This is a genomic window from Streptomyces sp. NPDC001848 (assembly GCF_042891915.1).
In the GTDB taxonomy this organism is placed as follows: domain Bacteria; phylum Actinomycetota; class Actinomycetes; order Streptomycetales; family Streptomycetaceae; genus Streptomyces.
In genome coordinates this window covers 146,025-169,481 of the sequence record NZ_JBIATP010000008.1, presented here as the reverse complement: position 1 = coordinate 169,481, position 23,457 = coordinate 146,025, and the positions used below count along the sequence as shown (strand labels likewise).

The following is a 23,457-nucleotide window of genomic DNA, read 5'->3' as shown; positions in this document are numbered from 1 at the left end:
TGCCAACGCCCCTTCGCTTCTGTCCGACCGGGCCTGGGATGCGGCGTCAGCCGGAAGAGGGCCGGTCGGTGGCAGTGGCCGCCCGGGGGTGTGAGGGTGGAAGACATGTGACGTCCATCGAGGAGCAACGCATGATCGTCACCATCGTCGGTGCCGGGAACATGGCCCGCGGAATCGGTACCCGGGCATTGGCGGGCGGGCACTCGGTCCGTCTGCACGATCGCAAGCCCGCCAAGGCGGAAGCCCTGGCCACCGCGTTGGGCCAGGCGATCCCTGGAGCGGACGTCACGGCGGTCGACGCAGACGCCGCGGCTGATTCCGGCATCGTGGTGCTCGCCCTGCCGTATCCGGCCGGACGCGACGTCGCCGCGGCGTGGGCCGGCGTCCTGGCAGGAAAGATCGTCGTCGACATCTCCAACCCGGTGGATTTCACCACCTTCGACTCGCTCGTCGTACCTCCCGGCACCTCGGCTGCCGAACAGATCGCCGCAGCCGCGCCGGAAAGCCGGGTGGTCAAAGCCTTCAACACCACGTTCGCCGGGCCGCTCGCCACAGGACAGGTGGACGGCCGGCCACTGGACGTCTTCATCGCCGGAGACGACGACACGGCGCGACAGACCGTGACGGACCTGGTCTCCTCCGCAGGGCTGCGCCCCTTGGACGTGGGACCGCTGCGCCGGGCACGCGAGCTGGAAGCCTTTCAGCTCCTGCACATGGCGTCACAGGAACGGCTTGGCCTGAACTGGTCGAGCGCCATCGCGATCCTGCCGTGACAGGCAGGTGCCCGCCGGGGCTCGTTCGATGGTGGGGGAGGGAGGTGCTGACGCATGGCCGGCTGGTTGTCGCCTCAGAACGTGACCGAAGTGACCCGCGCCCTGGACCTGAGCGGGGTGTTCGCCAACGGCACGCTCGGCGGGGTGCTGGCCCGGGCCCGCCGCCTCGACCTGTTCGGCTTCCTGGTCATCGGCATCGTCTCCGGCCTGGGCGGCGGTGTCGTCCGCGACACCCTGCTGCAGCACGGCACGCCCGTGGCCCTGACCGACTACACCTATCTCGCCGTGGCCGCCGCCGGCACCCTGCTCGCCTTCGTGGCCGACCTGAGCCGCCACACCTCTGGCTGGGCCTTCAATCTGCTCGATGCCCTGGCGTTGAGCGTCTGGGCGGTCGCGGGGGCGCAGAAGACGCTCGCCGTCGGTCTGGGCTGGCTGCCGGCCGTGCTGCTGGGCACGATCACGGCGGTCGGCGGCGGTGCCATCCGGGACCTGTTACTGGCTCACACCCCCGCCATCTTCGGCGGCAACCCTTTGTATGCGACCGTCGCGGTGCTGGTGAGCGGGGTGATGGTCCTCTGCAGCCGGCTCGGCGCGCCCACCGTCGGCATTCTGGCCGGGATCACCGCCGGCGTCCTGCTGCGGCTGGCAGCGCTCACCTGGGGCTGGAGGCTGCCGGGCAGCCGTGACTGGCGGCCGGGGGCGTGGCGCGGCCGCGGTTCCTGACCCGACGGGGGCAGACGATCACCCACCGAGGACGAGGAGCAGACAGCCGTGACCCTCAAGGATTCCGTCGACGCCGTGGTTGCAGGACTCGATGACATCCGGTCCGAGCTGGAAGACTTCTACGCGGACCTGCATGCCCACCCGGAGCTGGGCCATCAGGAGCACCGGACCGCGACCCGTGTGGCGCAGCGCCTGAGGGACTGCGGCTACGAGGTGCATGACGGGATCGGCGGCACCGGCGTGGTCGGCGTGTTGGCCAACGGCGACGGTCCGACGGTTCTGCTGCGCGCCGACATGGACGCCCTGCCGGTCCGTGAGGACACGGGGCTTCCGTACGCCAGCACGGCTGGCGCCACGGATGCCTCCGGTCGCCAGGTCCCGGTGGCGCACGCGTGCGGTCACGACATGCACGTCACCTGTCTGCTGGGGGCGTCCCGTCTCATGGCGGCCGCCCGAAGGGCTTGGCAGGGCACGCTGCTGGCCCTCTTCCAGCCCGCTGAAGAGCCCGGGGACGGCGCCGACCGGATGCTCGCCGATGGGCTCGTCGACCTGGTTCCCCACCCGGATGTCGCATTCGCCCAGCACGTGCTCCCCTATCCCGCCGGGCAGGTCGGTACGCGCGCCGGCTCCTTCCTCTCCGCGGCGGACAACATCAAGATCACTGTTCATGGCAGGGGCGCTCACGGGTCGGCTCCGCAGGCCGCGATCGACCCCGTCGTGATCGCCTCGATGATCGTCGTCCGTCTCCAGACCATCGTCTCGCGCGAAGTGGCCGCCACTCAGCCGGTGGTGCTCACGGTGGGCTCCGTGCAGGCGGGTACGAGCGGCAACGTGATTCCGGAGTCGGCCGATCTGCTGGTGAACGTGCGCAGCTACGACGAGGACAGCCGCCGGCACGTCCTGGCAGCGGTGCGACGCATCGTCAAGGCCGAGTGCGACGCCTCCGGGACGTCCCGCGAGCCGGAGATCGAGGAGGGCATCCGGTTTCCGCCAACCGTCAACGACGAAGCGGTGACCCGCGAGGTCGCCGCCGCCTTCACCGCGACCTTCGGTGAACGCGCGGGCACCGTCGAACTGCAGAGCGCCAGCGAGGACTTCAGCCGCATCCCGGACGCCTTCGACATCCCCTACACCTACTGGGCGCTCGGCTGCGTCGATCCGGGCACCTATCAGGCCGCCCGGCAACGCGGAACGGTGGCCCAGGACATCCCGGTCAACCACAGCCCCCGCTTTGCACCGGTCCTCCAGCCCACCCTCGACACCGGCGTCCAGGCCCTGATCGCGGCCTCACTGACACGGCTCGCCAAACGCGACCACACCAGCCCGTGAGGCAACGTGCCCGGGGACGGCTGTGCCCATGACGGCCGGTGCGGTCAGGGCTCTGCCTGGGCCCGGGGTTTCATGTCGTCCTACTCGTTGGTCTTGATCTCCTTGATGGTCAGGTGGGATTCAAGGCGCCGGACGGCGGGCAGGCGGCTGAGCTTGCCGGTGAGGAAGGCTTGATAGGCGGCGTGGTCGGCGACCGCGACGCGGAGGAAGTAGTCAGGACGCCCGTACATGCGGCGGAACTCCCACAGGCTGTCACCCCTCACGCGTCATGACGGGCCGCATCGTGCGGCTCAGGCGTGCAGGTGGGGAAGGCGGCGGTCGAGCCGGTCGGGGAGCCACCAGTTGGCGCGGCCGAGGAGGAACATGCTGGAGGGCACGAGGACGAGGCGGACGAGGGTGGCGTCGAGGATGACGCTCATGGCGAGGCCGAGCGCGAGCATCTTGACGACGACCGTGGGCGAGCTGGTGAAGGACAGGAAGACGGCGGTCATGATGAGGGCGGCGCTCGAGATGACGCGGCCGGTGGCGGCCAGGCCGGTGCCGACGGAGCGGGTGTTGTCGGTGCCGGCGTGCCAGAGGTCGGCGATACGGGAGAGCAGGAAGATCTCGTAGTCCATGGAGAGCCCGAAGACGATGGCGAACATCATCATCGGGACGTACGACTCGATGGGCACCGGCTCGTGCAGACCGAGCAGGCTGCTGCCCCAGCCCCATTGGAAGACTGCGGTCAGCCCGCCGTAACTGGCTGTGGTGGTGGCCAGGTTGAGCACAACGGCCTTCAGCGGGATGACCAGGCTGCGGAAGACGGTCATCAGCAGGAGGAAGGCCGCGGCCAGGACGGTCGCGATGATGACGGGCAGGCGCTGTTGGACGGTGTCGCGGAAGTCGACCTGGGCGGCCGTGGTACCGGTGACATAACCGTGGGCGGTCGTGCCGTGCAGGGCGCTGGGAAGGACGTCGTCGACCAGGGTGGTCACCAGGGCGGTGGTGGACGCGTCCTGGGGGCCGTGGGCAGGGGTGACGGTGGTGGTCAGCAGCCTGCCGTCCGGTGTGGACGTTGGTGCGGTGACCTGGGCGACGTCGGGGGTTCTCCGCAGGGCCTGCTGCAGGGTCGTGACGAGGTCGGATGTTCCGGAGTGGTGGGTGCCGAGGTCGATCACGACGGTCAGGGGGCCGTTGGCGCCGGTGCCGAAACCGGGGCCGGTCGCCTCGGCGATGAGGTCGTAGGCGGTACGGCTGGTGGTTCCCGCGCGGTCCGCGCTCGCGTCGACGTGGCCCAGCCGCATGGACAGGGCGGGGACGGACAGCAGGACCAGAGCCGCTGTGCCGGCGGCGAGGTGACGCCAGGGGTGCCGGGCGACGCGGGCTGCGTAGCGGTGCCATCCGTCGCGATCGCCGGAGGTTTCGGCTATGGGCCGGCGAAGGGCGAGGCGGTCGATGCGACGACCGGTCAGGCTGAGAGCGGCGGGGACGAGTGTGACGGCGGCGGTCGCCGTGATCGCGACGGCGAGGGAGGCGGCGAAGCCCAGTTTGCCGATGAAACTCAGGCCGCAGGCGTAGAGGCCGAGCATCGCCACGATGACCGTCACCCCGGCGATGAGGACGGCGCGGCCACTGCTCGTCGCGGTGCGGGTCGCGGCCGACACGGGGTCATGACCATCCATCAGGTCCTGCCGGAACCGGGTGGTCAGGAAGAGGCCGTAGTCGATGCCGACGCCCAGACCGATCATGGTGGCCAGGGTCGGGGCGGAGGTGGCGAAGGACACGGTGCCGGCGACGATGCCGACGATTCCGAGCCCGGTGCCCACCGCGATCAGCGCGGAGACCAGGGGGACCAGCGCGGCGAGGACGCTGCCGAAGGCCAGCAGCAGCACGAGCAGGGCGGCGACGATGCCGGCGAGTTCGCCGGCACGGTCGTCGGCGGGCTGCCTGGTGACCTGGTCCAGGTCACCGCCGTAGGCGACCTTCAGGCGGGAGTCGCGGGCCGGCTGTGTCGCCCGGTCCAGCTGGTGGGTGTAGTCATGGCCGAGGGTCTTGGCCTCCACGTCGAACCGCACGGTGGTGTAGGCGGTGCGTCCGTCGTCGCTGACCACCGGAGCCGACACGGACGTCACATGAGGCAGGTGGGCAAGGCCCGACAGCGAGCTGCTCACTGAAGGGCTGGACGTCACGGCACCGCTGTCGCTGTGGAAGACGACACGTCCGCTGGAGCCGCCGGCGGTGCGTGAGTGAGCGGCGAGCAGGTCCGCGCCGGTGCTGGACTGCGTCCCCGACAGGCTCACCTGGTCGCTGAACGCAGGTGCCACGACGTGACGACCGGCCAGTGCCGCCGTCAAGGCCAGCACCCAGGCGGCCATGACCAGCACGGGGTGGCGCGCGCACCAGCCGCCGAGCCGGGCGAGGCCGCCGGCTGGTCGGGCGGAAACGGGATGAGCAGGCGCGTCGGTGTCGGATCCAGCAGGCATGGATGGCTCCCGGCAGAGGGGCGGAGGGTTGCTGGCGGGGACACTAGACCAAAACTGTCATGGCTGCCATTTGTCTCGACTGACTTTTGTCATGATTGCCATTTGGCATGCCTGACAAGATACGCTGGCGTCATGCCCACTCCACACGAGTCGTCACCGACCCCGGGACTGCGAGAACGCAAGAAGGACCAGACCCGGCAGCGGTTGCGCACCTGTGCCGCCCAGCTCTTCGCCGAACGCGGCTTCGCCGACACCACCGTCGCCGACATCGCCGCCTGCGCGGACGTGTCCACCCGCACGTTCTTCCGCTACTTCGACAGCAAGGAGGACCTGCTCCTGCCCGACGGCGTCGAACTCTTCGCCGCGGTCGAACACGCCTTCGGGCAGCGCCCCGTGGACGAGCCTCCCTTCGACGCCGTCTGCAACGCGCTGCTGGCCGCCGCCGCCCCTTTCCGGAGCACCAGCCTGACGGCCCTCACTCACCCCCTGGACGGAACCGAACAACTGATCGCGGCGCGGATGATCCAGGCCTTCACCGAGTTCGAGGACCGTCTCACCCACCTCCTCCTCGACCGGCTGCCCCCCGACACGCCGGACGCGGATCTGCAGGCCGCCGTGGTCGCCGGCGCCGCCCTCGCAACCGTCCGCGCCGTTCTGCGCACCCAGCGCAGCCGGCGCGCCGCAGGCACCCACCGGCCGGCCGCCATGCTGCCCCGGGCCTTCGAGATGCTGCGGGAGATGGGGAACGCCGCTCCATGAGCCGCCGACGCCTCCTGCTCGCCACCTCCGCGGCCTTCACCGTCGTGGCGCTGATGGCAGGCAACGCGGTGCTCACGCATCGGGCCGAACAGCGCATCGACCACATCGCCGCGTGCCGCCTGGCTCCCGTCGCGCACGTCAGCGCGACCCTCGACAGCCCACTGGCAGCCGTGAACATGCTGGGCGGAAGCGTCGGCGACGTCGACCTCCGGGCCGACGGCCTGCGACGCAACGGGACGGCCCTGCACCTCGATGCGCACCTGCGCCAGGTAACGACAGGCGGTGCCACCCACGGCGGAAGCGCCACCGTGACCATCCCCTACACGCAGTTGGCCAAGCGCCTGCCCCAACCGGGCAGCGGCCCCCCGTGGACTCCTGGCACCGACGGCACAGGCCTGATCCTCACCGGTGCCGCCGGAACCCCGGGCGTGCCGGTCACCGTCCACACCGACATCGCAGTGCACACCGGCACACTCGTCGTCACACCCACCGAGCTCACGGTCCTCGGGCGCACCGTTCCCGTCGCCACCGTGCGCGGCAACCTCCCCGGCACCTCCCTGGCCCAGCGTCTGAAGCCGCGCGTCATACGCTTCCCCGCGCTTCCCACCGGAGTCTTCCTGACCGGCGCGCGCGCCGCCGCGGACGGCCTCGCGCTCCACCTCCACCTGGCAGCCGGGGCGGCCGGCACCCCTTCCAAGGCCGAGCGCACGTGTGCGGCGAGGTGAGCCACAGCCAGGCCCCACGTGCATGACTTTCGGCCGGTCCGCCCGCTCCTGCGATGCACGACGCCGCTCAGTGACGCCCCGTCGGCTCAGCCCCGTTGCCCGACGCGCATCACCTTTGTGAGGCTGCGGCGTCGGGGTGCAGGTCGTCGAGGCTCAGACGGTGGGCGGGGGGCTGCGGGAGAATGACGTGGCTGGTGGTGTGGCGACGCCGGTCGACATGGAGCAGCTCGCCCGGTTCCATGAGGCGCCAGTGGGGGTTGTCGTCCATGCGCTCGCTGGCGATGACGACGGCGGCGTGGTGGGCCAGATCGGCGGAGTGGACGCGCATGTGCCCGTGACTGCCGCTGTGGTCGAGGTGCCGGGTGCCGTGGTGTCCGCCTACGGGCCGCTGGAGGACGTACAGCTTGTGCGTTTCGGGGTAGCGCAGTGCCCACAGCTCATCGGGGGTGGTGAGGATGACGTTGAGGGCGTAGACGGGCAGGTTCTGGGCCACCCACCGTGCGGCGTGCCGGATGCCGGCGCGGATGTCACCGCGGTGGTGTTCGATCTCCCGCGTGATGAGGGCGAAGAACCGCTCCGAGTCGGTGTCGCCCCGGACCAGCGCGCGGTCGCTGCCGAGGTGGTTGTCGAGCCTGTCGAGACCCTCGATGACTCCGTTGTGCGCGAACAGCCGTCCTTCCTGTTCGAAGGGATGGGTGTTGCGGAGCTCCAGATCACCGGTGGAGGCGAAGCGCACGTGGGCGAGGAAGGTCACCGATTCGACCCGCCGGGCCTCCTCCGCGAAGGCCCGGTCCGCGTAGGCGGCGATCGGTGCCTTGTGTACCTGCGGGCTGCCGTCGGGCCGGAAGTAGCCCAGGCCGGTGCCATCGGGGTCGCGATGGCTCTGGTCGCTGAGGCTGTCCGGCGCGTCCAGCAGCCAGAACGTCGCGTGGGTACGCCGGGGTGCACTGGTCAGCCCGAACAGGCGGCACATGCCGGTCCCCTCTCCTCTCCACACAGTGCCTGAGGCGTCTTCCGCGGCCTGGTCCACATGCCCCGTACCGGACCGCTGGGCGTTGCCCGCGGCGTGGTGTCCGACCGGGGAGGCCGGGCGGTTGGCGGCGGCTGATGTCCCCGGAGCCTGCGCCTTGTACTCGGAGGTATGAGTCGGTGGCATCCAAGCATCCCTTCCGACGGGATGGCCCAGCCCAGAGCGGGTTTCCCGTCCGCACCTCGCCATGCGCCGCCCACCACGATTGCCGAGGCCGGCGGCCTGCGGACCCACGAACAAGCCCGGCCCGCTCCACCACCCTGCTCTGGGGCCCGCGCTCGGCGACCGGGATCCCGGTGGGGGAGAGCGGTGCCGAACCATGCGGTGCCGCACCGCCGTCGTGACCACTCGGGTGCGCAGTCGTCGCCACCCATGGGCGACCACGGCCGGACGGCTGGGGGACGCGGAACGGCGGATGTCGGTTCGTGACCATCGCGGTGGCGGCCAAAATGATCAACGTGCCTTCCACGGCCAGGCCGGCCAGTCCGAGAGGCGCGAGCCAGTGGCCGCGGTCATCGGGTGGTCCGGCAGGCCAGGACCGCGTGAGAGCAGGCATCCGGTGACAGGTCCGATCCCGACACCCAGGGACAGCAGCCAGGCCGCGCGGAGGAGTGTCCCCGGCTGGCGCTGGTCGTGGGCGGCAGTCCGCGTGGACGCGGGCGGGGTCAGCCCCGGCTCCTGGATCATCTGACGGAGTGGTCGGCCGGCCGATTCCTGCTCGCTGTGGCCGGGCGGCTTTTTACGATCCCGTCTGCTTGGTAGCCCGTCGGCATGGGCGGCCCCGAGCCGCCCCAACCGCTCAACCCGGTCATGGAAGATGAAACGATGACAGCCGAAGTGAATGAGATCGTTCTGAGCAAGCAGGACCTTCGTGAGGTCGCCGCGTTCGCCGCAACGTGTGCAGAGGTGGTGCTCGGGATATTCGAGGCCGATCAGCCGGGCGACTCGCGGCCCCGAGATGCTGTCAGTGCCGCGTGGGAGTTCGCCCGGGGCGGCGAACGCGGAAAATCCCTGCGCGACGCAGCGTCGGCGGCCCTCAAGGCAGCCAAGAGCGCGGACACTGCGGCTGCGCGCGAGGCGGCGTGGGCAGCGATGTCCGCCGCGGGCGCCGCCTACCTGCATCCATTGGCCAAGGCCACCCAGGTCAAGCACATTCTCGGAGCTGGCGCCCATGCGGCCAGAGCAGCCGAACTCGTCGCCGACGACGATCGGAGTGTTGGCGCCGGGCACCTTGAGCAGACGGTGCATCGCGCGACGCCCACCGTCGTTGACGTGCTCAAACGATTCCCCGCGGCGCCAAGTGGCGGCGGTCGAGTTGGTGAGTTGATCCGCATGCTGGACGCGGACCTTCGGTCACTCACCTTCGCTGCCTTCGCTGAATGACGTTCAACGTTCACAGGGCGTGGCCTCACATCCGTCAACGGTTGACTTCGAGGTTCGTCAGTACAGGGCGCCCAGGAGACGGGTGGCGCGGGCGGGGTCCTCGGCTCGTGGACGCGTACTCGTTCTGCCACCCGCACAGCCTGGCGACATCGCGCCGCCCGGGCTGGCATCCGAACGGCGCGTCAGCACAACACGGGTATCGGCGCTTGCGTCACTACGTGTCGGCATCACGGAGGCCGACTGCGTCATGCCGCCAGAACGGCTCTGCGCAGACCAGCGTCCCCGTCATCCATGGCTCATGCTCCGGGAGCCTGAGGGCCTGGAACGCGCCACCCGGGATACGCAGGGATGGCTTTCGGAAGCCCAGGCCACCACCGGGCATGAAGCCGAAACGTGAGTAATAGCCCGGATCGCCCTCCAGGAAGACGAGGGGAACAACTCGCTCGGCGAGGATCCCCAGTCCGTGTCGGACCAGGACCGATCCGATACCGCGCTCATGGAGCTCAGGCATCACGGCCAACGGACTGAGGACTTGCACTTCAACCAGCTGCCGAGGGGCATCGAGCAGACTGCGGGTGAACATGACATGGCCGACGACCTGTCTGTCGCGCTCGGCGACCATCGAGAGACCGTTCTCGGGCGTGATGGTGTCCCGCAGGGTATCGACCAGCTCGGCCACGACACGGCCATGGTCGCCGAACGCCTGCAGGTGAACATCCCGCACGGCCTGTCTGTCGCTCGGAAGTTCTTCGCGAAGATCCATGCCCGGAGGGTAGAGACCCCCTCCGGGTGGCTCGCACACAGTTTTCCCCTGAGACCTCAAGTTGGGGGAGGCTCACTGCGGCTCATCGCGCCACCAGAACGATGGCCCGTCGCCAGGACACCCCTGTACCTCCTCGCAGCTGCAGATGGGCATCGGAGGCGCTCACACACTGAATGCCTTGTGCCAAGGCGCTTGCCAGTGAGGGCCGTCTTGTCGCTCGAACGCCATGGACGGTGCCCATGCCTGCGAGGGTGTGGCGTGGAGCAATTGTCCCGGCCGGGGCGACGGCCTGTGGAGCAGTCGGTCACGAGGCGGCTCTGTTCTGGGCCTGCTCGAATTCGGTCAGCGGATCGCCGCCGGTACGCCAGGGCCAGCCGGTGGCGGTGCCGCGGAGTGCCTCGAAGACCGGGCGGGCCTGCTGGCGTCGGTCGGCCGCGGTCAGTGCGTAGGCGAGAAGGTTGAGGTCGGCGAGGGCCGCCGCATGGCGGAAGAACTCCGGCTGGACCCAGGTGCGGGCCGCATGGTCGAGAGCCTGAGCCGCAGGCCCCTGGGACCAGTGATTGCGTGCTACCAGCGCTTCGATCCCGCCTCGGGCGAGGACGGCGTGGTACTGCAGGACCTGCGCGGTGAGTTCCGTTGCCGCGCAGGGCGCGTTCGCGGGCATGCGGCTGCGCAGGGCGTCGATGAACTCCAGCACCTGGATGCGTGAGCCGGCTTCCTCGGGGCTGAGGTAACGCACCATGCTGAGGTACGCCTCGCGGTTCCAGCGGTCGCGTGCCAGCACCTCGTTCCACACCGCGAACACCTGCGACTGCTGCCAGCGCTCAAGGCGGGACACTCCCAGCAACACCACCCAAGGAGTGGGGTCTTGCGGTGCGAGGTCGGCAGCCCGCAAGCAGGTCTCGGTGACCTCGGGCGCGTCCTCCAGGCGCCCCTGGGAGCGGCCTTGTACGAGCCGCTCCCATGCGTGCAGGACGAGTGCGGTCGCGTTGCGAGGCTCACGTGTGGCCCAGGCCGACGGCAGATACGACGGGGAGAGGTACTCCGCCAGTACGGACATGCGGTGGGTACGACGGTCCCAGTCGTCCGTGTCCTGGTTCATGAGGCGGGATATCTGGGCTATGCACAGGTCTGTCGTCGCGATCATGCCGGTTCTGGTGGTCGCCAGAAGGGACTTCAGAAGTCTGCGCAGGGGCTCGTCGTCGAGTTCCGGGGCCAGGCGTGCCCTTCTACGGCGACTGGAAAGAAATGCCATGTCCGTAGGCTAAGGACGACGAGCTGTGACACAAGGTATTGGCCAAGATCGTTATCAGTTACTGCCCCGGCCTTCGTCCACTTCCTCGTTTCGGCCTGACGCGGCCCGGCGGCCGCCACTGGGCTGTCGACCTTCTCCACCATGCCCGGCACCGGCACCCGGTGGCGTTGGACACACCCCGCAGCCGCCGATCGGCTTGGCCGGCCCACTGGCCCGGCAGCGCGACAGGTCCACGAGACGGTACTGGAACCGGGCGACTGCATCCTGCTCCACACCGACGGCGTGGTGGGCGCCGCGACGCGGACGGTGCGGAGTTCGGCCTCAACCGGTCCACCGACTTGATAACTTCCAGACTCCGTTGGCGGCGCGGGCCTGGTCAGTCGCTCGTCCGGTAGTTCATGAACCAGTGGGTGTCGAAATAGCGGGCCATCGTGAACGGGTGGTGTGGGTCGATGAGGATGCGGCAGACGAACTCCGCGGCCTGGCAGTCGAAGGGGACGTCCTTGTTGTCGAAGGACCGGACCACGACGGGCCAACGGTCGGGGTCCTCGCCGTCGGCCCTCCAGCAGTACAGGTCCTCGTGCTCCGTGCCCGCCCAGATGAGCAGCCCGTCCTCCCTGAGGTCCGTCCACGGCTCCTGGTTCAGGTCCAGGTATCCATCGAAGGCGCCCACGCCGAACGTCTCGACCATGCGCTTGTAGTCGCGCGGCAGCGCGGTGCCCAGCCGCGACTCCATCTCCGCCCAGCCCACGTCCGGCTGCTGGGCGGGCTGCGTCCAGCCGGTGATCCGTATGAGCCGCTCCATCCAGTCGACGTCCTCGTCCGGAGCGACCACCAAAGCTTCTGGCACCTCCCTGTGAGCGACTGCCAGGACCGGCCGCTCGACCCCTTCGGCGTCGCGCGCCGTACCCGTGCCGACCCACTGATCCCCGTACGCCCAGGCCCGTATCTTCACGGCCCGGGCCTCGAAGGGAACGAGGAGAGCCGCGCCCCTGGAATCGTCGACCGTCGGATCGGTGAAACCGTCGAGGACGAGGGTGCGCGGGGCGCCGTATTTGCTGGCGAGCAGGTCGGTCAGAGCCTGCGGGTCCAGGCCGAGGGGCAGGTACATGTAGCCGTCCCCCGGGCGGAGTTGGTCCAGCAGGTCGTTGACGGTCGCTTGCGTGAGTTCCATGGCGGACAGTGAAGCGCACCGCACTGACAACGGATGTGCCCGGACGTATCCGGGGTCACTTTCGGATGAGAGTTGTCCCGCAGCACTGGGCTCGTCCCCAGCGCCTGCTGTGCTGCCGACTCGTGCCTCTTCCTGCTGGGGCCGAAGGTGCATCGCACGGCGGCGTGGGAGGCGTGCAGTCCGGAGTGGATCCACGGCCACTCCTTCGCCGTCCGGGCAGCCTGGCGGAACGCGGAACCTGCCGAGCGGGCACTGCCCGGCGGGCTCAGCGCACGTACAGACACGGCCGGCCGGGCAAACATCACACGCGGAGACCTGTTTTCCATGCAAGGGGAACTGGCCGCCGAACACGTGGCAGCGCTACTGCGCCCTCCTTGCCCTGGGCGCGTGAAGAGAGCGATAGGAGCGGCCGCCAAGCGTGTCCTGACCAGATCGAGCGCCGGCTCTTTGGTAGCTGGCTCAGCTACACCGCCCAGCTCTGGGACGAAGGTCCGAAATGTGTTCGGACCACCGGCCTCAGGCGCCACGGCCGTCCAAGTACGCGAACGAATCCGGCGAACCCATGCGGTACAGCACCTGCTGAACCTCGAAAGCGTGATGTCGGTCAGCTGTCCGGGATGAGACCGGTAGCAGCGAGACAGGGCAGGTCGAGCCAATCTCCCGCCATCGATGCCGACTGGGGCCCGGGCCGTCGTTCTCTCACTGTGACCGGAGTGAGCCCGTGGCCTCAATTGAGCGGTGCGCGGATATTCGGCCAGGTCCGATTGCTTTGTGCCATTCGTCGGTAACCCGCCTCCAACCTCACTGAGGCGCGGCTACACAAGAAGGCTGGGGTGGCGCGTTGCCTCCCCGGGTTGGTGATGGCCGGTCGTTGGGGGAGGTTGGGACAGTTGCTGACCATCGACGTTGCGGTTCTGCTCGCAGTCATCGTCTTCTTTCGGCTGCGGCGGCGTACGGAGGCCCGCAGTCGCTTCGACGAGAAGCTGACCGTCGTCATCGTTCTGGCGCTGGGGGTGTTGATCGCCCCCACTCCGGCAGGCCAGGGAATCCTGAACATCCTGGGACAGCTTACGAGCGGCGTGACGCAGGCCAGCCGATGAGTTCCCGCGCGCGCAAGGGCCGGACGGCGACCAGGCGCTCGCCCGTGCGGCGGCGCACCCGCAGGCCCGTCAGGCGGCGGCGCACGGATGACCGGCTGATCGGTCTTCTGGTGGCCGTGGTCCTGGTCCTCGCCTTGGTGGTGGCCGTCGTGAACTGGCTGCTGGCTCACTGGTGGGTCCTGGTTGTGATCGGTGCGCTCGCGGTGCCGGCCGGCGGCGGCTGGCTCCACCTGAGGCAGCGGAGGGCGCAGTGGGAAGCGGTCCGCGCACAGGGCCTGCGGTACGGGCTGGCCCAACTGGACGCCCTGCATCACTCCCGGTTCGAGGACGCAGTGCGGGACTTGATGCGCCGCGACGGCTGTCAGGACGCGGTCCGCGTCGGGGGCGGCGGTGACCTGGGCGCCGACGTGAAGGCCACCGACCCCTACGGGCGACGCTGGGTGATCCAGTGCAAGCACCGGCGCAACGGCCTGGCCGGATCTGCGGTGGGCACGCCTGACCTGCAGGTTCTCAACGGCACCGCCCGCCAGGTTCACGGCGCAGACGTCGCGGTGATCGTGACGAACGGCCGGGTGACAGCGCCGGCTGTCGCCTTCGCCAAGCAGCAGCGCCTCCATGTGGTCGACCGCCGCACCCTCGGTGTGTGGGCGTCCGGCTCGCGCCCCTTGTGGGAGCTGCTTCGAGCCGTCCCGCCGCCCCGCGAGCCGACTGCTTTCTCCTGAGTCCGCCGGCGGTCGCGGTCGGCCTCACCGGCGCCGTCGTGTGCTGTCCCTTTCACTGCCGGGCCGACGTGGTGTTGTATCGCTACGGGTGGTCGCGCCAGCCGTCGTGAAGGATCTCGACGGTGTCGTCCACAGGGCGCCGGCCTGCTGGGGCAGGTGCCGGCCGGAGTGGGCCGCCGGCTGCCCGTAGATCGGGTGCATGGTTCCTGCCTCGGTGGTGATCAGGGCGGTGACCGGTGATCGGGACCGAATACCGGGTGTCGTACCGGGCGAAACACCAACCGTACCGCTCGTCCAGGTCTGGGCTGCTTGCTGCCCGTGGTGGCTGGACCGGATCGGACTGGAACGCCGCCGCCAGTCCGACCAGTTGAGCCGGTGATCCGCGTCGTTGGACGGGCCGGACGACCAGGCCGCGTCTCCCGACCCCGGTGGGGTGGAAGGGCTTCCTCGGGGCTCGTAAACTCATGGCGTGGCATTCATGAGCACCCCCCACTGCTGCTTCCTGTGATCGGAAGGCGTTGAGGGCGATGTCGGACCGTGTCGCCCTCCTTGGTGTGTCTGCTACGCGAACCACCTTCTTGGCACTGCCCGTTCCCTCCTGAGGCAGTGACCTTCTGTGTGTGCGTGCAGGCACGGTGTCTTCCCTTCAGCCTTGCCAGGAGTGCCTCGTGCCCGTGTTGCTTCCCCCTGCCCTCGAACTGTTCCTCAACCTGCTGCGCTGCCCCACATGCCGCACGCCCCGTCTGCACCCCGACCGCGGATCACTGCGTTGCGCGACGGGCCACGCCTTCGATATCGCGCGCCACGGTTACGCCGGCCTCCTGACCGGAACCCGCGCCACCAGCGGCGACGACGCGGCCATGGTCCAGGCCCGGGATCGCTTCCTGACCACCGGAAAATTTGCGCCCATCCGCCAGGCCGTGGCCCGCCTGGCGGCCGACTCCGCACCGGAGCGGGGCACGGTTGTCGACGTCGGGTGCGGTACGGGCTACTACCTGGCCGGCGTTCTCGACCAACTGCCCGGCGCCCGAGGTCTGGGCCTGGACACGTCGGTGCGCGCGCTGCGCTCGGCAGCGCGAGTCCACGACCGAGCCGCCGCAGCGACCTGGGACGTCTTCCGTTCCTTCCCGCTGGCTGACGAGGTGGCCGACGTGGTGTTGGACGTGTTCGCCCCGCGCAATCCAGCCGAGTTTCATCGAGTACTGCGCCCGGCCGGCCGGCTGATTGTGGTCCGTCCCACCGGGCTGCACCTGGCCGAGCTACGCAGCCGGGTGCCTGCGATGGTCAGCATCGATCCGACCAAGGAACAGCGCCTGCACCGGGCGATGGATCCCTATTTCGAGGCCGTCGTTACCGAACGGGTGGAATACCCCATGGCCCTGGCCGGGTTGGAGGTCATGGACTTGGTGGAGATGACGCCGAGCGCACGCCACTTGAGCCGTGTAGACCTGAGCGATGACGGCCTCCTCCCCGACAGGGTCACCGTCTCCGTGCTGGCCACCGCCTACCAGCCTCGGTGACCACGGGCGGGCGCATGCGCCTGCGAACTGACAAGCAATGGGCACGCCTGTCGCCCTGTCTTCCCCGCAATGCCGGGACGGCAGGGTGCCCGTTCGCCGACCACCGTCGCATCATCGACGGGAAGAGCGCGCCCCAACCCTCAGGTCAATAGGCCGTACCACGATGACCCACCGGGTACTTCGGGGCTGGTCGACGATGGGACCTTTAGCCGCCCTGGGGGCCGCCGGCACTTCTGACGCTCCAGCAGAGAGGCGGGATCAAGTCCGCATGACGTGGCGGGCCGGTGACCAGCAGCGACCCTCGGCTTCACCGGGCCGAGCAGATGCCGGTGCGGTCAAACGGAAGACCTTCTGGAGGAACCACTCGGCGGAGTCGCCGTCCTCGCGGAACGGCGGTGCACTGCGCCGCGCACCACCTGAAGAAGAGGGGCACTGCGTCCGTCAGAGCGCGCACAGTGGGGCTGATCGGTCCGTGAGCGCGGTCGAATGCGGAAGCAGGGCCCCTCACGGGACAGCCCTTTCCAGGCGGGCGTCTCAGGCGGGGAATCCGTAGTTGTAGCCCTGAGCGTCCAGCTGGCTGAGGAGGCGGGCGAGAGCTTGCACCGTCTCCGAACGGTCACCGCCGCCGTCGTGCATCAGGATGATCGCGCCGGGTCGCAAGTCCTGGTCGATGTTGCGCAGGATGCCGGCCACGCCGGGGCGCCGCCAGTCGTTGGCGTCGTCGCTCCAGCCAAGCGGCTGCAGGTGGTTGGCGCCGGCTATCTCCCGGATCGTCGGGCTCCAGTCACCGCCGGGTGCCCGGTAGTACATCAGCTTCGCGCCGTTCCCCGCGGCGTTGGTTATCTCACTCTTGGCGTCGACGATCTCGCGGATGTTGTACTCGACCGGCTTGCGGCTCTGCTGCTCGTCGTGATGGACCGAATGGTCGCACAGTCGGTCCCCGCTCGCGACGACCGCCTTGGTCAGGTACGGGTACCTCTGGGCGAGCGGCCCGATCTCGCAGAAGGTGGCCTTCGCGTGGTGCTGGGCGAGGAGCGCCAGCACCTGCGGGGTCCACCGCGGGTCCGGGCCGTCGTCGAAGGTGAGCGCCACGGACCTGCCGCCGCCCTCCACTCCGTGGCCCAGCACCACGTCGGAGCCCGTCGGGGCGCTCGGCACCTGCCCGAAGGCATTCGCCGAGCCGGACTGCGAAGCAGGCCCGGACGGCACCGCGGTGGGGCCTCCGTTGCGGCCGGACTGCGTCCCTCCTGCCACGCGTCCGGATGCCGACGCGGACGGAGAAGCGGACGGAGGAGCAGACGAGGACGACGGCGCCTGGGAGGACGGGTGCGGCCCGGGTGAGGAGAGCTTCGCCGAGGGAGTGATGCTGCTGCCTGAGCTGTCGGGTATGTGCCCGCTTGCGTGCGGCCCGCACGCCGTGAGCACGGCTCCCGCGATCACTGCCGTGATGGTGCCTGCCGTCACCGCTTTGATTCTGGCCGATGCCACAGATTTACCTCCGTCGGCACCACTCGGTGCCCGAATCGGTCTCGTACTGGTCGCGTCGATGCCCAGGTAGGACTGAGCGCAGGCGCGCTGCCGGTCGATGGCGCGGCGGCGTCCGTAGTCAGGTCCGCTGGAGATCTGCGTCCCTGCGTGTCAGCGCCCAGGGGTTACTGGTCGCTCCGAGCGCTCCGAGGGTCGGTCGGGCGACGGGCTCCATCGCCCGGCCGCAGATCCCCCGCTCTCATTGGAGATGGCCAGTACATCCGGTTTGCGCCTGATGTCCGACCACAATAAAGGACGCGTGTCACCTTGCTTAACAATTCCAATATGTGATGAATGTCGCATTGCCTCCTGGGGTGAAAGGGTGCGAGTCGAAAAACAAAACCGCCGCCTTGAAGCCATCGCCTTGAAATCGGGGGTGGATCACCACTCCGGAATGAGTCTTGGCGGATGCCCGCTTATTGGCCATCCCGGTCCGCGTCGTCGACATGGTCGAGGACGAGATCGAAAGATCTCGTCGTCGCAGGCGACCTGATCGGCAACTCTTCGGGGGGCGGACCCCCTCAGTTGATCTCCCCGCCCTGAGATCGAGCGGAGAAGGGAGCCGGCCTGGGCGGGAGGTCGCGCTCGGGCACCACGCTCGGGCGGCGGAGGCGGCCCGCATCGCACCAGGTGCCCCGCCGACCGCACCGCGTGACAGTCGATGTGCCCGCCGTGCAAAGGCCCCTATGTGCATCGATCACGAGCGTTGTCAACGCCGGCCGGCTTGATCATGGCGAAGACCTCCGGTGTGGTGGAGGTGTCGAATCTTTACGCACGGAGGTCTTCGTGTCCCCCCGCAATGCCCGGCCGATCGTTCACGCGGCCACAAGGTTCAGGAGCGCCAGGCCGGCCGGCCGTGCCGCGCCACCCGCAATGCCCTGGTCTTCGATCACGTCCACTCCGCCGTCGACGACCACACCCGCCTTGCTACCGCGAGATCCACAGTGCTGAGCAGGCTGCCACCTGCGCCGCCCTCCTGCGCCGGGCCGCTGCCTTCCGCACCGCCAACGGCATCACTCGCAGGCCGGCCACCCATCAGCCGCGTGAACAACACTGCGCTCACTACACCCTGAAGCCAAAAAAATCTCGGACGGCGATGTCGAGAACCGGTGACTGGCTCCGTCCCCGAGGTGAACGCGACCACAATGGGTCGCACAGCACCGAGGAGAACCACGATGGCCAAGTACCTGCTGTTGAAGCACTACCGCGGCGCTCCGGCCCCGGTCAACGACGTGCCCATGGACCAGTGGACGCCGGAGGAGATCTCGGCGCACATGCAGTACATGCACGACTTCGCGGCCCGGCTCGAGAAGACCGGAGAGTTCGTCGACGGCCAGGCGCTCGCCCCCGAGGGGGCGTGGGTTCGGTACGACGGCGAGGGGCGCCCGCCGGTCACCGACGGCCCGTTCGCCGAGACCAAGGACCTCATCGCCGGCTGGATGGTGATCGACGTCGACAGCTACGAGCGTGCCGTCGAGCTGGCCGGGGAACTGTCGGCCGCCCCTGGGGCGGGCGGCAAGCCGATCCACGAGTGGCTCGAGGTGCGCCCGTTCCTGGCCGCGCCGCCCACCATCACGGAGTGACGTCACCGATGGACGAGGCGCTGCTGAGGAGCCTCACGCCGAGCGTGCTCGCCATCCTCGTCCGCCGCGGGGCCGACTTCGCGGCGGCCGAGGACGCCGTGCAGGACGCGCTGGTCGAGGCGCTCCGCTTCTGGCCCGCGGACCCCTCCCCAAGCTCTTCGAGCAGGGGACGCCCCATCCGGGATGTGAAGGGCTGGCTGGTCACCGTAGCCTGGCGCAAGTTCCTCGACCAGGCCCGGGCGGACGCCGCCCGCCGCCGGCGTGAGGAGCGTGTCGAGGAGGAGCCGGGGCCCGGGACGGCGCCCGCGGTGGACGACACGCTCCGGCTCTACTTCCTGTGCGCCCACCCGTCGCTGACGCCGTCGTCCGCAGTCGCGCTCACGCTGCGCGCCGTCGGTGGGCTCACCACCCGCCAGATCGCCCAGGCCTACCTGGTCCCCGAGGCGACGATGGCGCAGCGCATCAGCCGGGCCAAGCGCACCGTCTCCGGCGTACGGTTCGACCAGCCCGGCGACGTCGCCACCGTGCTGCGCGTCCTCTACCTGGTCTTCAACGAGGGCTACTCCGGCGACGTCGACCTCGCCGCCGAGGCCATCCGGCTCACCCGGCAGCTCGCGGCCCAGGTCGACCACCCCGAGGCGGCGGGGCTGCTCGCCCTCATGCTGCTCCACCACGCCCGGCGCGCGGCCCGGACCGCGTCCGACGGCAGCCTGGTGCCGCTCGCCGAGCAGGACCGCGGCCGGTGGGACACCGCGTTGATCGCCGAGGGCGTCGCCGTCCTCCAGGCGGCCCTGGCCCGTGACCGGCTGGGCGAGTTCCAGGTCCAGGCCGCCATCGCGGCACTCCACGCTGACGCGCCCACCGCCGAGGAGACTGACTGGGTGCAGATCGTCGAGTGGTACGACGAGCTCACGCGCCTGACCGACAGCCCGGTCGTCCGGCTCAACCGCGCGGTCGCCGTCGGGGAGGCCGACGGACCGCGCGCCGGCCTGGCGGCACTCGCGGCGCTGGACGCCTCACTGCCCCGCCACGCCGCCGCGGCGGCGTACTTCCACGAGCGCGACGGCGACCTGGCGACGGCGGCACGGCTTTACGCCGAGGCGGCCCAGAAGGCACCCAACCTCGCCGAGCGCGACCACCTCACGCGCCAGGCCGCCCGGCTCAACGCCCGCCTGCGCCGCTGACGGATCGCACTCGGATTTTCCTGCAGCCTTGCGCGGCCCCGCGGACCCGTCGCGAGACCGGTCCTTTCACAGTGAGTAGGCAGTTCTGGACCAGTTGCCCGACGCGTTGCCGACGAGGAAGCCCAGCGCCGACAGGCGGACCCAGAGCTGATCCGACCCCCGCCGGCCGGGCCCACCGAGGCCCGGCCGCCCCTCCTGCCCACCCACCGAACGGGGTGGACGCCGCAGCGAGGATGTCGCCGAACCGCAAGTTCGTCCGGCCGTCGCCACGCCGAGCGGTTCGCATCGGTGCGATGTCGTGGGACGTCACCGGGGTTTGCCCCTGTCGCACTTGCGCGGTTCGGCGCCCGGCCTTCGATGAGAACCGCCGCTCACTCTTCGCTGCGACAGGCCAACTTGCGTGCGCGCGGCAAGCGGTGAGCGGGACCTGGCCGAGATGCTGCTGGAGGAGGCGTACGACTGGGCCCGGCCGCTCACGGACGACGAGTGCCTGAAGCGCTTCGTGGTGGCAGCGACGTCAACCTGGCCTTCGGCGCGGCGGCGACCCCGGAAGCGGTGGTGGTGACCGAGCAGGCGACGTCCGGGCCGATGTCGAGGAACCGCAGCGTGTCGGCCGGCTCCCGCCACGGGCCCACTTCGACGGCCTGGCGCGTCCAGCGGCCGTAGGCCACGAACCCCAGACGCTGGGTATCCGGCAGCCGCGTGAGCACGGCAAGGTCAACGGCAGTGATCCCGGGCGCGACGGCGAATGCCTCCTTGAGCGTGGCAACGACGTTCGACCCCATGGAAGTGAGCCACCACAGGGTGCGATCCCGCTTGCTCAGGGCCTTCAGAGTGGGGAGCCCGCCGGGGGTCACTCCGGGCGTCTGGTCGGGCAGCGAGTCGATGTCCTGCTGCCGCATCACCACGGACAGGACAGCCCACCGAACTGCTCAGGTGGCTGCGAACGCTTGAAATCATCCCAAGTGGCAAACCCCTCCGGTGGAGGCGGTACGACGTACCCCAACACCTCGCACCAGAAACGAGCGAGACGCTCGGGTTCTGCGCAGTCAAAGGTGACTTGGAACCTCTTGATCGCTGACACCGGCGCACCGTGCCAAGGGGACTTGGGACGCTGCTGCTCATTTCCCCAGGGGATCCGCCCGCACTCCGTCGGGCCCTGGCCACTTTGGACCCCAGGTGGTCGAACCGGACGATCCACGAGAACGACGCGCCCTTGGTGGCGGAGCCCACCGGTGGTCCCCAGGATTCAGGCCTGACCAACTACCGCATACCAAAGATCATCTACGGGACAAACCCTTAGCGCGCCACGCGGTAGCGGAGGTGGACGACTCTCGAGCTGAAGGTGCGGGTCTCGGCGAAGTGGTGGCGGCGGAAGCCCGCACGGCCCGTGGACACCGACCCCGACCTCGCTCACATTCGGCAACTGTGAAGCGTCACGCCGGCGGCCGGGTGAGTTTGGCGGCCACGGCGTCGAGGACCCAGTCCAGGCCGGTCGCGAAGGATGTCTCCGCGTCCACGTCCGTGCCGTCGTACACCGCCTTGGCCAGCGCGGGAAAGCGGCCCGTGGCCAACATTCTCGTCACATGCGGGCCGGAGGCGCGCTGCCAGTCGCGCTTGGACAGGCCCGTGGCGCGCTCGGCCCGCAGGTTCGCGACCTCGCGCCTGATCGCGCCGGTGACGTAGGCGCTGACAGTCTCCACGGCGCGCATGACGGTGTCGATGTCGGCGAGGCCGTCGAGGGCGGCCAGCTTGGCCTCGGTCACGGCGAGGCCGTTCGGGCCAAGGGTTGGGCGGCCGCCGAGCAGGTCGGCGAGCCATTCGTGGCGGAGAGCGGCCTGCCTGGTGCGGTGGGCGAGGATGCGCAGCGCCTCCCGCCAGTCACCGGGCTGCTCCTCGGGGAGAATCTCGGCCTGGACCTCGTCCACCATGAGGTCGAACAGCTCCTCCTTGGTGGAGATGTAGCCGTACAGCCGCATCGGGCCGGCGTTCAGCCGAGCGGCGACCTTGCGCAACGACACCGCCTCCAGCCCGCCCTCGTCGGCCAGCGCGATGGCGGCGGCGACGATCCGCTCCCGGTCGAGCGGCACGGGGCGAGCCGGCGGTTCCGGCCGGTCCCACACAGTCATGGTCACACCGTTCCGTCGCGATGCATTGTATTGCGAGGATACAGTGTATCGGCATGAGACAGCGTATCGCCGTAGTGGGTGGCGGCCCTGGCGGCCTTACCTTCGCCCGTGTCCTGCACCGCCATGACTACCCCGTCGCCGTCCTCGAACGCGATCCGGCCCCCGACGCGCGCCCCTTGGGCGGCACGCTGGACCTGCACGAAGGGCTGGGTCAGCTCGCGCTGGACAAGGCGGGGCTGCCGGCGGAGTTCCAGGCGCTGTCTCGTCCCGAGGGGCAGGCATGCGCATCCTGGACGCGGACGGGACCGTCCTGCGCGACTGGCGACCCCGTCCAGATGACCGGGCCAACCCCGAGATCGACCGCGGGCAACTCCGTGCCCTGCTGCTCGGCCCGCACTTCGACCCCTCACACTTCGTCTGGCAGGACCTGGACCCGGTCGGTTTCCTGTGGGACTTCAAGGACCGCATCTATCACGTGGACTGCAAGGAGTCGGTCAAGCGGTTCAACGGGCGCAATGGCCGCCTCGGCTCCCATCTGCCGTGGGCGGACCCGCGCCGTGGCTGGGACTTCGTCTCCACCGGACACGGAGACGTCCCCTGGGAAGCGTGCTTCCGGATGCTCAACGCGATCGGGTACGACGGACCCATCTCGGTGGAGTGGGAGGACGCCGGCATGGACCGCATGGTCGGCGCCCCGGACGCCCTGCAGTTCATCCGCCGGCTCGTGGCGATCGAGCCGTCGGCCCAGTCCTTCGACTCGGCTTTCTCCTCCGGCCACTGACGACTTCGAAGACCAACGCATCACCTCGCGGTGGCCGATGACCGGCAAGGGCCTTCGGCCGTCGGGATCCCGAAATCCCCTCCGAGGAACACACGACGAGGACCGCGACCCTCAGGTCGCGGTCCTCGTCGTTCTGTTCCTCGATCTGCCGTTCGAAGCCGGGTGGTCGGGGCGCTCGGGCTCGTCGTCCTGGGCTCGGCGACCGTGGTCGTGATTGTTCCGACGCGCACGCCGACGGTCGGTGGATCAGCGGTTGACGCAGCTCTTGGTGCCCTGCAGGGTCCCTCGGCCATCCCCGTCGACATCGATGCCTTCACCTCCCCTGTCGGATCCCTGTCGAAGCTTTCGCCCGTCGCGCTGATCACGGGGTGGCCGTACCTCGGCCCCGCCGGTTGGAGGTCCGGACACCGGCCGACCCACAACATGGGGAACCACCTCAGTGTGTTGATCCTCGTCGGCGGCAGCCGGTGGGCAGGGTCTGCGTGCCTGCGACGGTCAGGCCGTGCGACGGGCCGTCGGCTCGCGGCCCAGC

20 protein-coding genes and 4 pseudogenes are annotated in these 23,457 nt (G+C 69.6%); 14 read left to right on the top strand and 10 right to left on the bottom strand.

Annotation, left to right across the window (positions count from 1 at the left end):
- Positions 1-131 precede the first annotated feature (131 nt).
- From ACFYZJ_RS18350 to ACFYZJ_RS18340, 3 genes are all read left to right on the top strand, one after another.
- Positions 132-773 (top strand): NADPH-dependent F420 reductase, encoded by a 642-nt coding sequence (locus tag ACFYZJ_RS18350; protein WP_388568976.1) that lies wholly within the window; start codon positions 132-134, stop codon positions 771-773.
- 81 nt (positions 774-854) lie between these two features.
- Positions 855-1,496: a trimeric intracellular cation channel family protein gene (locus ACFYZJ_RS18345; protein ID WP_388568974.1), complete on the top strand. Its 642-nt coding sequence runs from the start codon at positions 855-857 to the stop codon at positions 1,494-1,496.
- A gap of 48 nt (positions 1,497-1,544) precedes the next feature.
- A complete protein-coding gene (locus ACFYZJ_RS18340; protein WP_388568972.1) occupies positions 1,545-2,825 on the top strand; it encodes an amidohydrolase in 1,281 nt (426 codons plus the stop codon).
- Positions 2,826-2,905: 80 nt separating this feature from the next.
- Here ACFYZJ_RS18340 and ACFYZJ_RS18335 read toward each other — a convergent pair whose 3' ends face one another.
- Complete coding sequence (locus ACFYZJ_RS18335; protein WP_388568970.1) at positions 2,906-3,055, bottom strand: Lrp/AsnC ligand binding domain-containing protein; 150 nt, start codon at positions 3,053-3,055, stop codon at positions 2,906-2,908.
- 60 nt (positions 3,056-3,115) lie between these two features.
- Entirely contained in the window at positions 3,116-5,290 is a 2,175-nt protein-coding gene (locus ACFYZJ_RS18330; protein ID WP_388568967.1) for an MMPL family transporter, read from the bottom strand.
- Between the two features lie 132 nt (positions 5,291-5,422).
- Between ACFYZJ_RS18330 and ACFYZJ_RS18325 the strand changes: the two genes are divergently transcribed.
- The gene (locus ACFYZJ_RS18325) at positions 5,423-6,049 is read left to right on the top strand and encodes a TetR family transcriptional regulator (RefSeq protein WP_388568965.1); all 627 of its coding nucleotides are present in this window, start codon (positions 5,423-5,425) and stop codon (positions 6,047-6,049) included.
- Positions 6,046-6,774, top strand: coding sequence for an LmeA family phospholipid-binding protein (locus ACFYZJ_RS18320; protein ID WP_388568962.1), 729 nt, complete (start codon positions 6,046-6,048; stop codon positions 6,772-6,774). Before ACFYZJ_RS18325 ends, ACFYZJ_RS18320 begins: the two co-directional genes overlap by 4 nt.
- A gap of 109 nt (positions 6,775-6,883) precedes the next feature.
- On the opposite strand, the gene ACFYZJ_RS18315 is transcribed toward ACFYZJ_RS18320, so the two are convergent.
- Positions 6,884-7,747, bottom strand: a complete 864-nt coding sequence (locus tag ACFYZJ_RS18315) for a class II glutamine amidotransferase (protein WP_388568960.1) — start codon at positions 7,745-7,747, stop codon at positions 6,884-6,886.
- A gap of 882 nt (positions 7,748-8,629) precedes the next feature.
- On the opposite strand from ACFYZJ_RS18315, the gene ACFYZJ_RS18310 reads away from it, so the two are divergent.
- A complete protein-coding gene (locus ACFYZJ_RS18310) occupies positions 8,630-9,187 on the top strand; it encodes a putative immunity protein (RefSeq protein ID WP_388569457.1) in 558 nt (185 codons plus the stop codon).
- A 214-nt stretch (positions 9,188-9,401) separates the two neighbouring features.
- On the opposite strand, the gene ACFYZJ_RS18305 is transcribed toward ACFYZJ_RS18310, so the two are convergent.
- From ACFYZJ_RS18305 to ACFYZJ_RS18295, 3 genes are all read right to left on the bottom strand, one after another.
- Positions 9,402-9,950 (bottom strand): GNAT family N-acetyltransferase, encoded by a 549-nt coding sequence (locus ACFYZJ_RS18305; RefSeq protein ID WP_388568958.1) that lies wholly within the window; start codon positions 9,948-9,950, stop codon positions 9,402-9,404.
- Between the two features lie 304 nt (positions 9,951-10,254).
- Positions 10,255-11,205 carry a hypothetical protein gene (locus tag ACFYZJ_RS18300; protein WP_388568956.1) on the bottom strand — a complete coding sequence of 317 codons (951 nt, stop codon included), beginning with the start codon at positions 11,203-11,205 and terminating at the stop codon, positions 10,255-10,257.
- A 376-nt stretch (positions 11,206-11,581) separates the two neighbouring features.
- Entirely contained in the window at positions 11,582-12,379 is a 798-nt protein-coding gene (locus ACFYZJ_RS18295; protein WP_388568954.1) for a hypothetical protein, read from the bottom strand.
- Between the two features lie 890 nt (positions 12,380-13,269).
- Between ACFYZJ_RS18295 and ACFYZJ_RS18290 the strand changes: the two genes are divergently transcribed.
- The 3 genes from ACFYZJ_RS18290 (at position 13,270) to ACFYZJ_RS18280 (ending at position 15,721) form a co-directional block, all read left to right on the top strand.
- Positions 13,270-13,479 carry a hypothetical protein gene (locus ACFYZJ_RS18290; RefSeq protein WP_388568952.1) on the top strand — a complete coding sequence of 70 codons (210 nt, stop codon included), beginning with the start codon at positions 13,270-13,272 and terminating at the stop codon, positions 13,477-13,479.
- A complete protein-coding gene (locus ACFYZJ_RS18285) occupies positions 13,476-14,201 on the top strand; it encodes a restriction endonuclease (protein WP_388568950.1) in 726 nt (241 codons plus the stop codon). The genes ACFYZJ_RS18290 and ACFYZJ_RS18285 overlap by 4 nt, the downstream gene beginning before the upstream one ends.
- Positions 14,202-14,869: 668 nt before the next feature.
- Positions 14,870-15,721, top strand: a complete 852-nt coding sequence (locus ACFYZJ_RS18280; RefSeq protein ID WP_388568947.1) for a putative RNA methyltransferase — start codon at positions 14,870-14,872, stop codon at positions 15,719-15,721.
- Between the two features lie 534 nt (positions 15,722-16,255).
- Here ACFYZJ_RS18280 and ACFYZJ_RS18275 read toward each other — a convergent pair.
- A complete protein-coding gene (locus ACFYZJ_RS18275) occupies positions 16,256-16,975 on the bottom strand; it encodes a polysaccharide deacetylase family protein (RefSeq protein ID WP_388568944.1) in 720 nt (239 codons plus the stop codon).
- A gap of 1,094 nt (positions 16,976-18,069) precedes the next feature.
- Here ACFYZJ_RS18275 and ACFYZJ_RS18270 point away from each other — a divergent pair.
- The 3 genes and pseudogenes from ACFYZJ_RS18270 to ACFYZJ_RS18260 form a co-directional block, all read left to right on the top strand.
- Positions 18,070-18,269, top strand: a pseudogene (locus ACFYZJ_RS18270) (IS481 family transposase); the annotation flags it as partial.
- Positions 18,270-18,423: 154 nt separating this feature from the next.
- The gene (locus ACFYZJ_RS18265) at positions 18,424-18,831 is read left to right on the top strand and encodes a YciI family protein (RefSeq protein ID WP_388568942.1); all 408 of its coding nucleotides are present in this window, start codon (positions 18,424-18,426) and stop codon (positions 18,829-18,831) included.
- 8 nt (positions 18,832-18,839) lie between these two features.
- Complete coding sequence (locus ACFYZJ_RS18260; protein WP_388569454.1) at positions 18,840-20,015, top strand: RNA polymerase sigma factor; 1,176 nt, start codon at positions 18,840-18,842, stop codon at positions 20,013-20,015.
- A 473-nt stretch (positions 20,016-20,488) separates the two neighbouring features.
- Here ACFYZJ_RS18260 and ACFYZJ_RS18255 read toward each other — a convergent pair whose 3' ends face one another.
- The 3 genes and pseudogenes from ACFYZJ_RS18255 to ACFYZJ_RS18245 all read right to left on the bottom strand — a co-directional run bounded on the left by ACFYZJ_RS18255 (position 20,489) and on the right by ACFYZJ_RS18245 (position 22,144).
- The gene (locus ACFYZJ_RS18255; RefSeq protein WP_388569501.1) at positions 20,489-20,917 is read right to left on the bottom strand and encodes a hypothetical protein; all 429 of its coding nucleotides are present in this window, start codon (positions 20,915-20,917) and stop codon (positions 20,489-20,491) included.
- A gap of 26 nt (positions 20,918-20,943) precedes the next feature.
- Positions 20,944-21,099, bottom strand: a pseudogene (locus ACFYZJ_RS18250) (VOC family protein); the annotation flags it as partial.
- A gap of 352 nt (positions 21,100-21,451) precedes the next feature.
- The gene (locus ACFYZJ_RS18245; protein ID WP_388568939.1) at positions 21,452-22,144 is read right to left on the bottom strand and encodes a TetR/AcrR family transcriptional regulator; all 693 of its coding nucleotides are present in this window, start codon (positions 22,142-22,144) and stop codon (positions 21,452-21,454) included.
- Between the two features lie 53 nt (positions 22,145-22,197).
- Here ACFYZJ_RS18245 and ACFYZJ_RS18240 point away from each other — a divergent pair.
- Together ACFYZJ_RS18240 and ACFYZJ_RS18235 are read left to right on the top strand one after the other, a co-directional pair.
- A pseudogene (locus ACFYZJ_RS18240) lies at positions 22,198-22,538 on the top strand (FAD-dependent oxidoreductase); the annotation flags it as partial.
- Positions 22,533-22,925 (top strand): annotated as a pseudogene (locus ACFYZJ_RS18235) (sugar phosphate isomerase/epimerase family protein); the annotation flags it as partial. The pseudogenes ACFYZJ_RS18240 and ACFYZJ_RS18235, both read left to right, overlap by 6 nt.
- Positions 22,926-23,457 lie beyond the last annotated feature (532 nt).

Bases quoted from the DNA above. Each gene is read 5' to 3' on its own strand.
- ACFYZJ_RS18310 (WP_388569457.1), top strand. From the start codon at position 8,630: ATGACAGCCGAAGTGAATGAGATCGTTCTGAGCAAGCAGGACCTTCGT.
- ACFYZJ_RS18255 (WP_388569501.1), bottom strand. From the start codon at position 20,917: ATGCGGCAGCAGGACATCGACTCGCTGCCCGACCAGACGCCCGGAGTG.
- ACFYZJ_RS18330 (WP_388568967.1), bottom strand. From the start codon at position 5,290: ATGCCTGCTGGATCCGACACCGACGCGCCTGCTCATCCCGTTTCCGCC.
- ACFYZJ_RS18350 (WP_388568976.1), top strand. From the start codon at position 132: ATGATCGTCACCATCGTCGGTGCCGGGAACATGGCCCGCGGAATCGGT.
- ACFYZJ_RS18315 (WP_388568960.1), bottom strand. From the start codon at position 7,747: ATGTGCCGCCTGTTCGGGCTGACCAGTGCACCCCGGCGTACCCACGCG.
- ACFYZJ_RS18295 (WP_388568954.1), bottom strand. From the start codon at position 12,379: ATGGAACTCACGCAAGCGACCGTCAACGACCTGCTGGACCAACTCCGC.
- ACFYZJ_RS18245 (WP_388568939.1), bottom strand. From the start codon at position 22,144: ATGACTGTGTGGGACCGGCCGGAACCGCCGGCTCGCCCCGTGCCGCTC.
- ACFYZJ_RS18305 (WP_388568958.1), bottom strand. From the start codon at position 9,950: ATGGATCTTCGCGAAGAACTTCCGAGCGACAGACAGGCCGTGCGGGAT.
- ACFYZJ_RS18320 (WP_388568962.1), top strand. From the start codon at position 6,046: ATGAGCCGCCGACGCCTCCTGCTCGCCACCTCCGCGGCCTTCACCGTC.
- ACFYZJ_RS18285 (WP_388568950.1), top strand. From the start codon at position 13,476: ATGAGTTCCCGCGCGCGCAAGGGCCGGACGGCGACCAGGCGCTCGCCC.
- ACFYZJ_RS18325 (WP_388568965.1), top strand. From the start codon at position 5,423: ATGCCCACTCCACACGAGTCGTCACCGACCCCGGGACTGCGAGAACGC.
- ACFYZJ_RS18335 (WP_388568970.1), bottom strand. From the start codon at position 3,055: ATGTACGGGCGTCCTGACTACTTCCTCCGCGTCGCGGTCGCCGACCAC.
- ACFYZJ_RS18300 (WP_388568956.1), bottom strand. From the start codon at position 11,205: ATGGCATTTCTTTCCAGTCGCCGTAGAAGGGCACGCCTGGCCCCGGAA.
- ACFYZJ_RS18265 (WP_388568942.1), top strand. From the start codon at position 18,424: ATGGCCAAGTACCTGCTGTTGAAGCACTACCGCGGCGCTCCGGCCCCG.
- ACFYZJ_RS18260 (WP_388569454.1), top strand. From the start codon at position 18,840: ATGGACGAGGCGCTGCTGAGGAGCCTCACGCCGAGCGTGCTCGCCATC.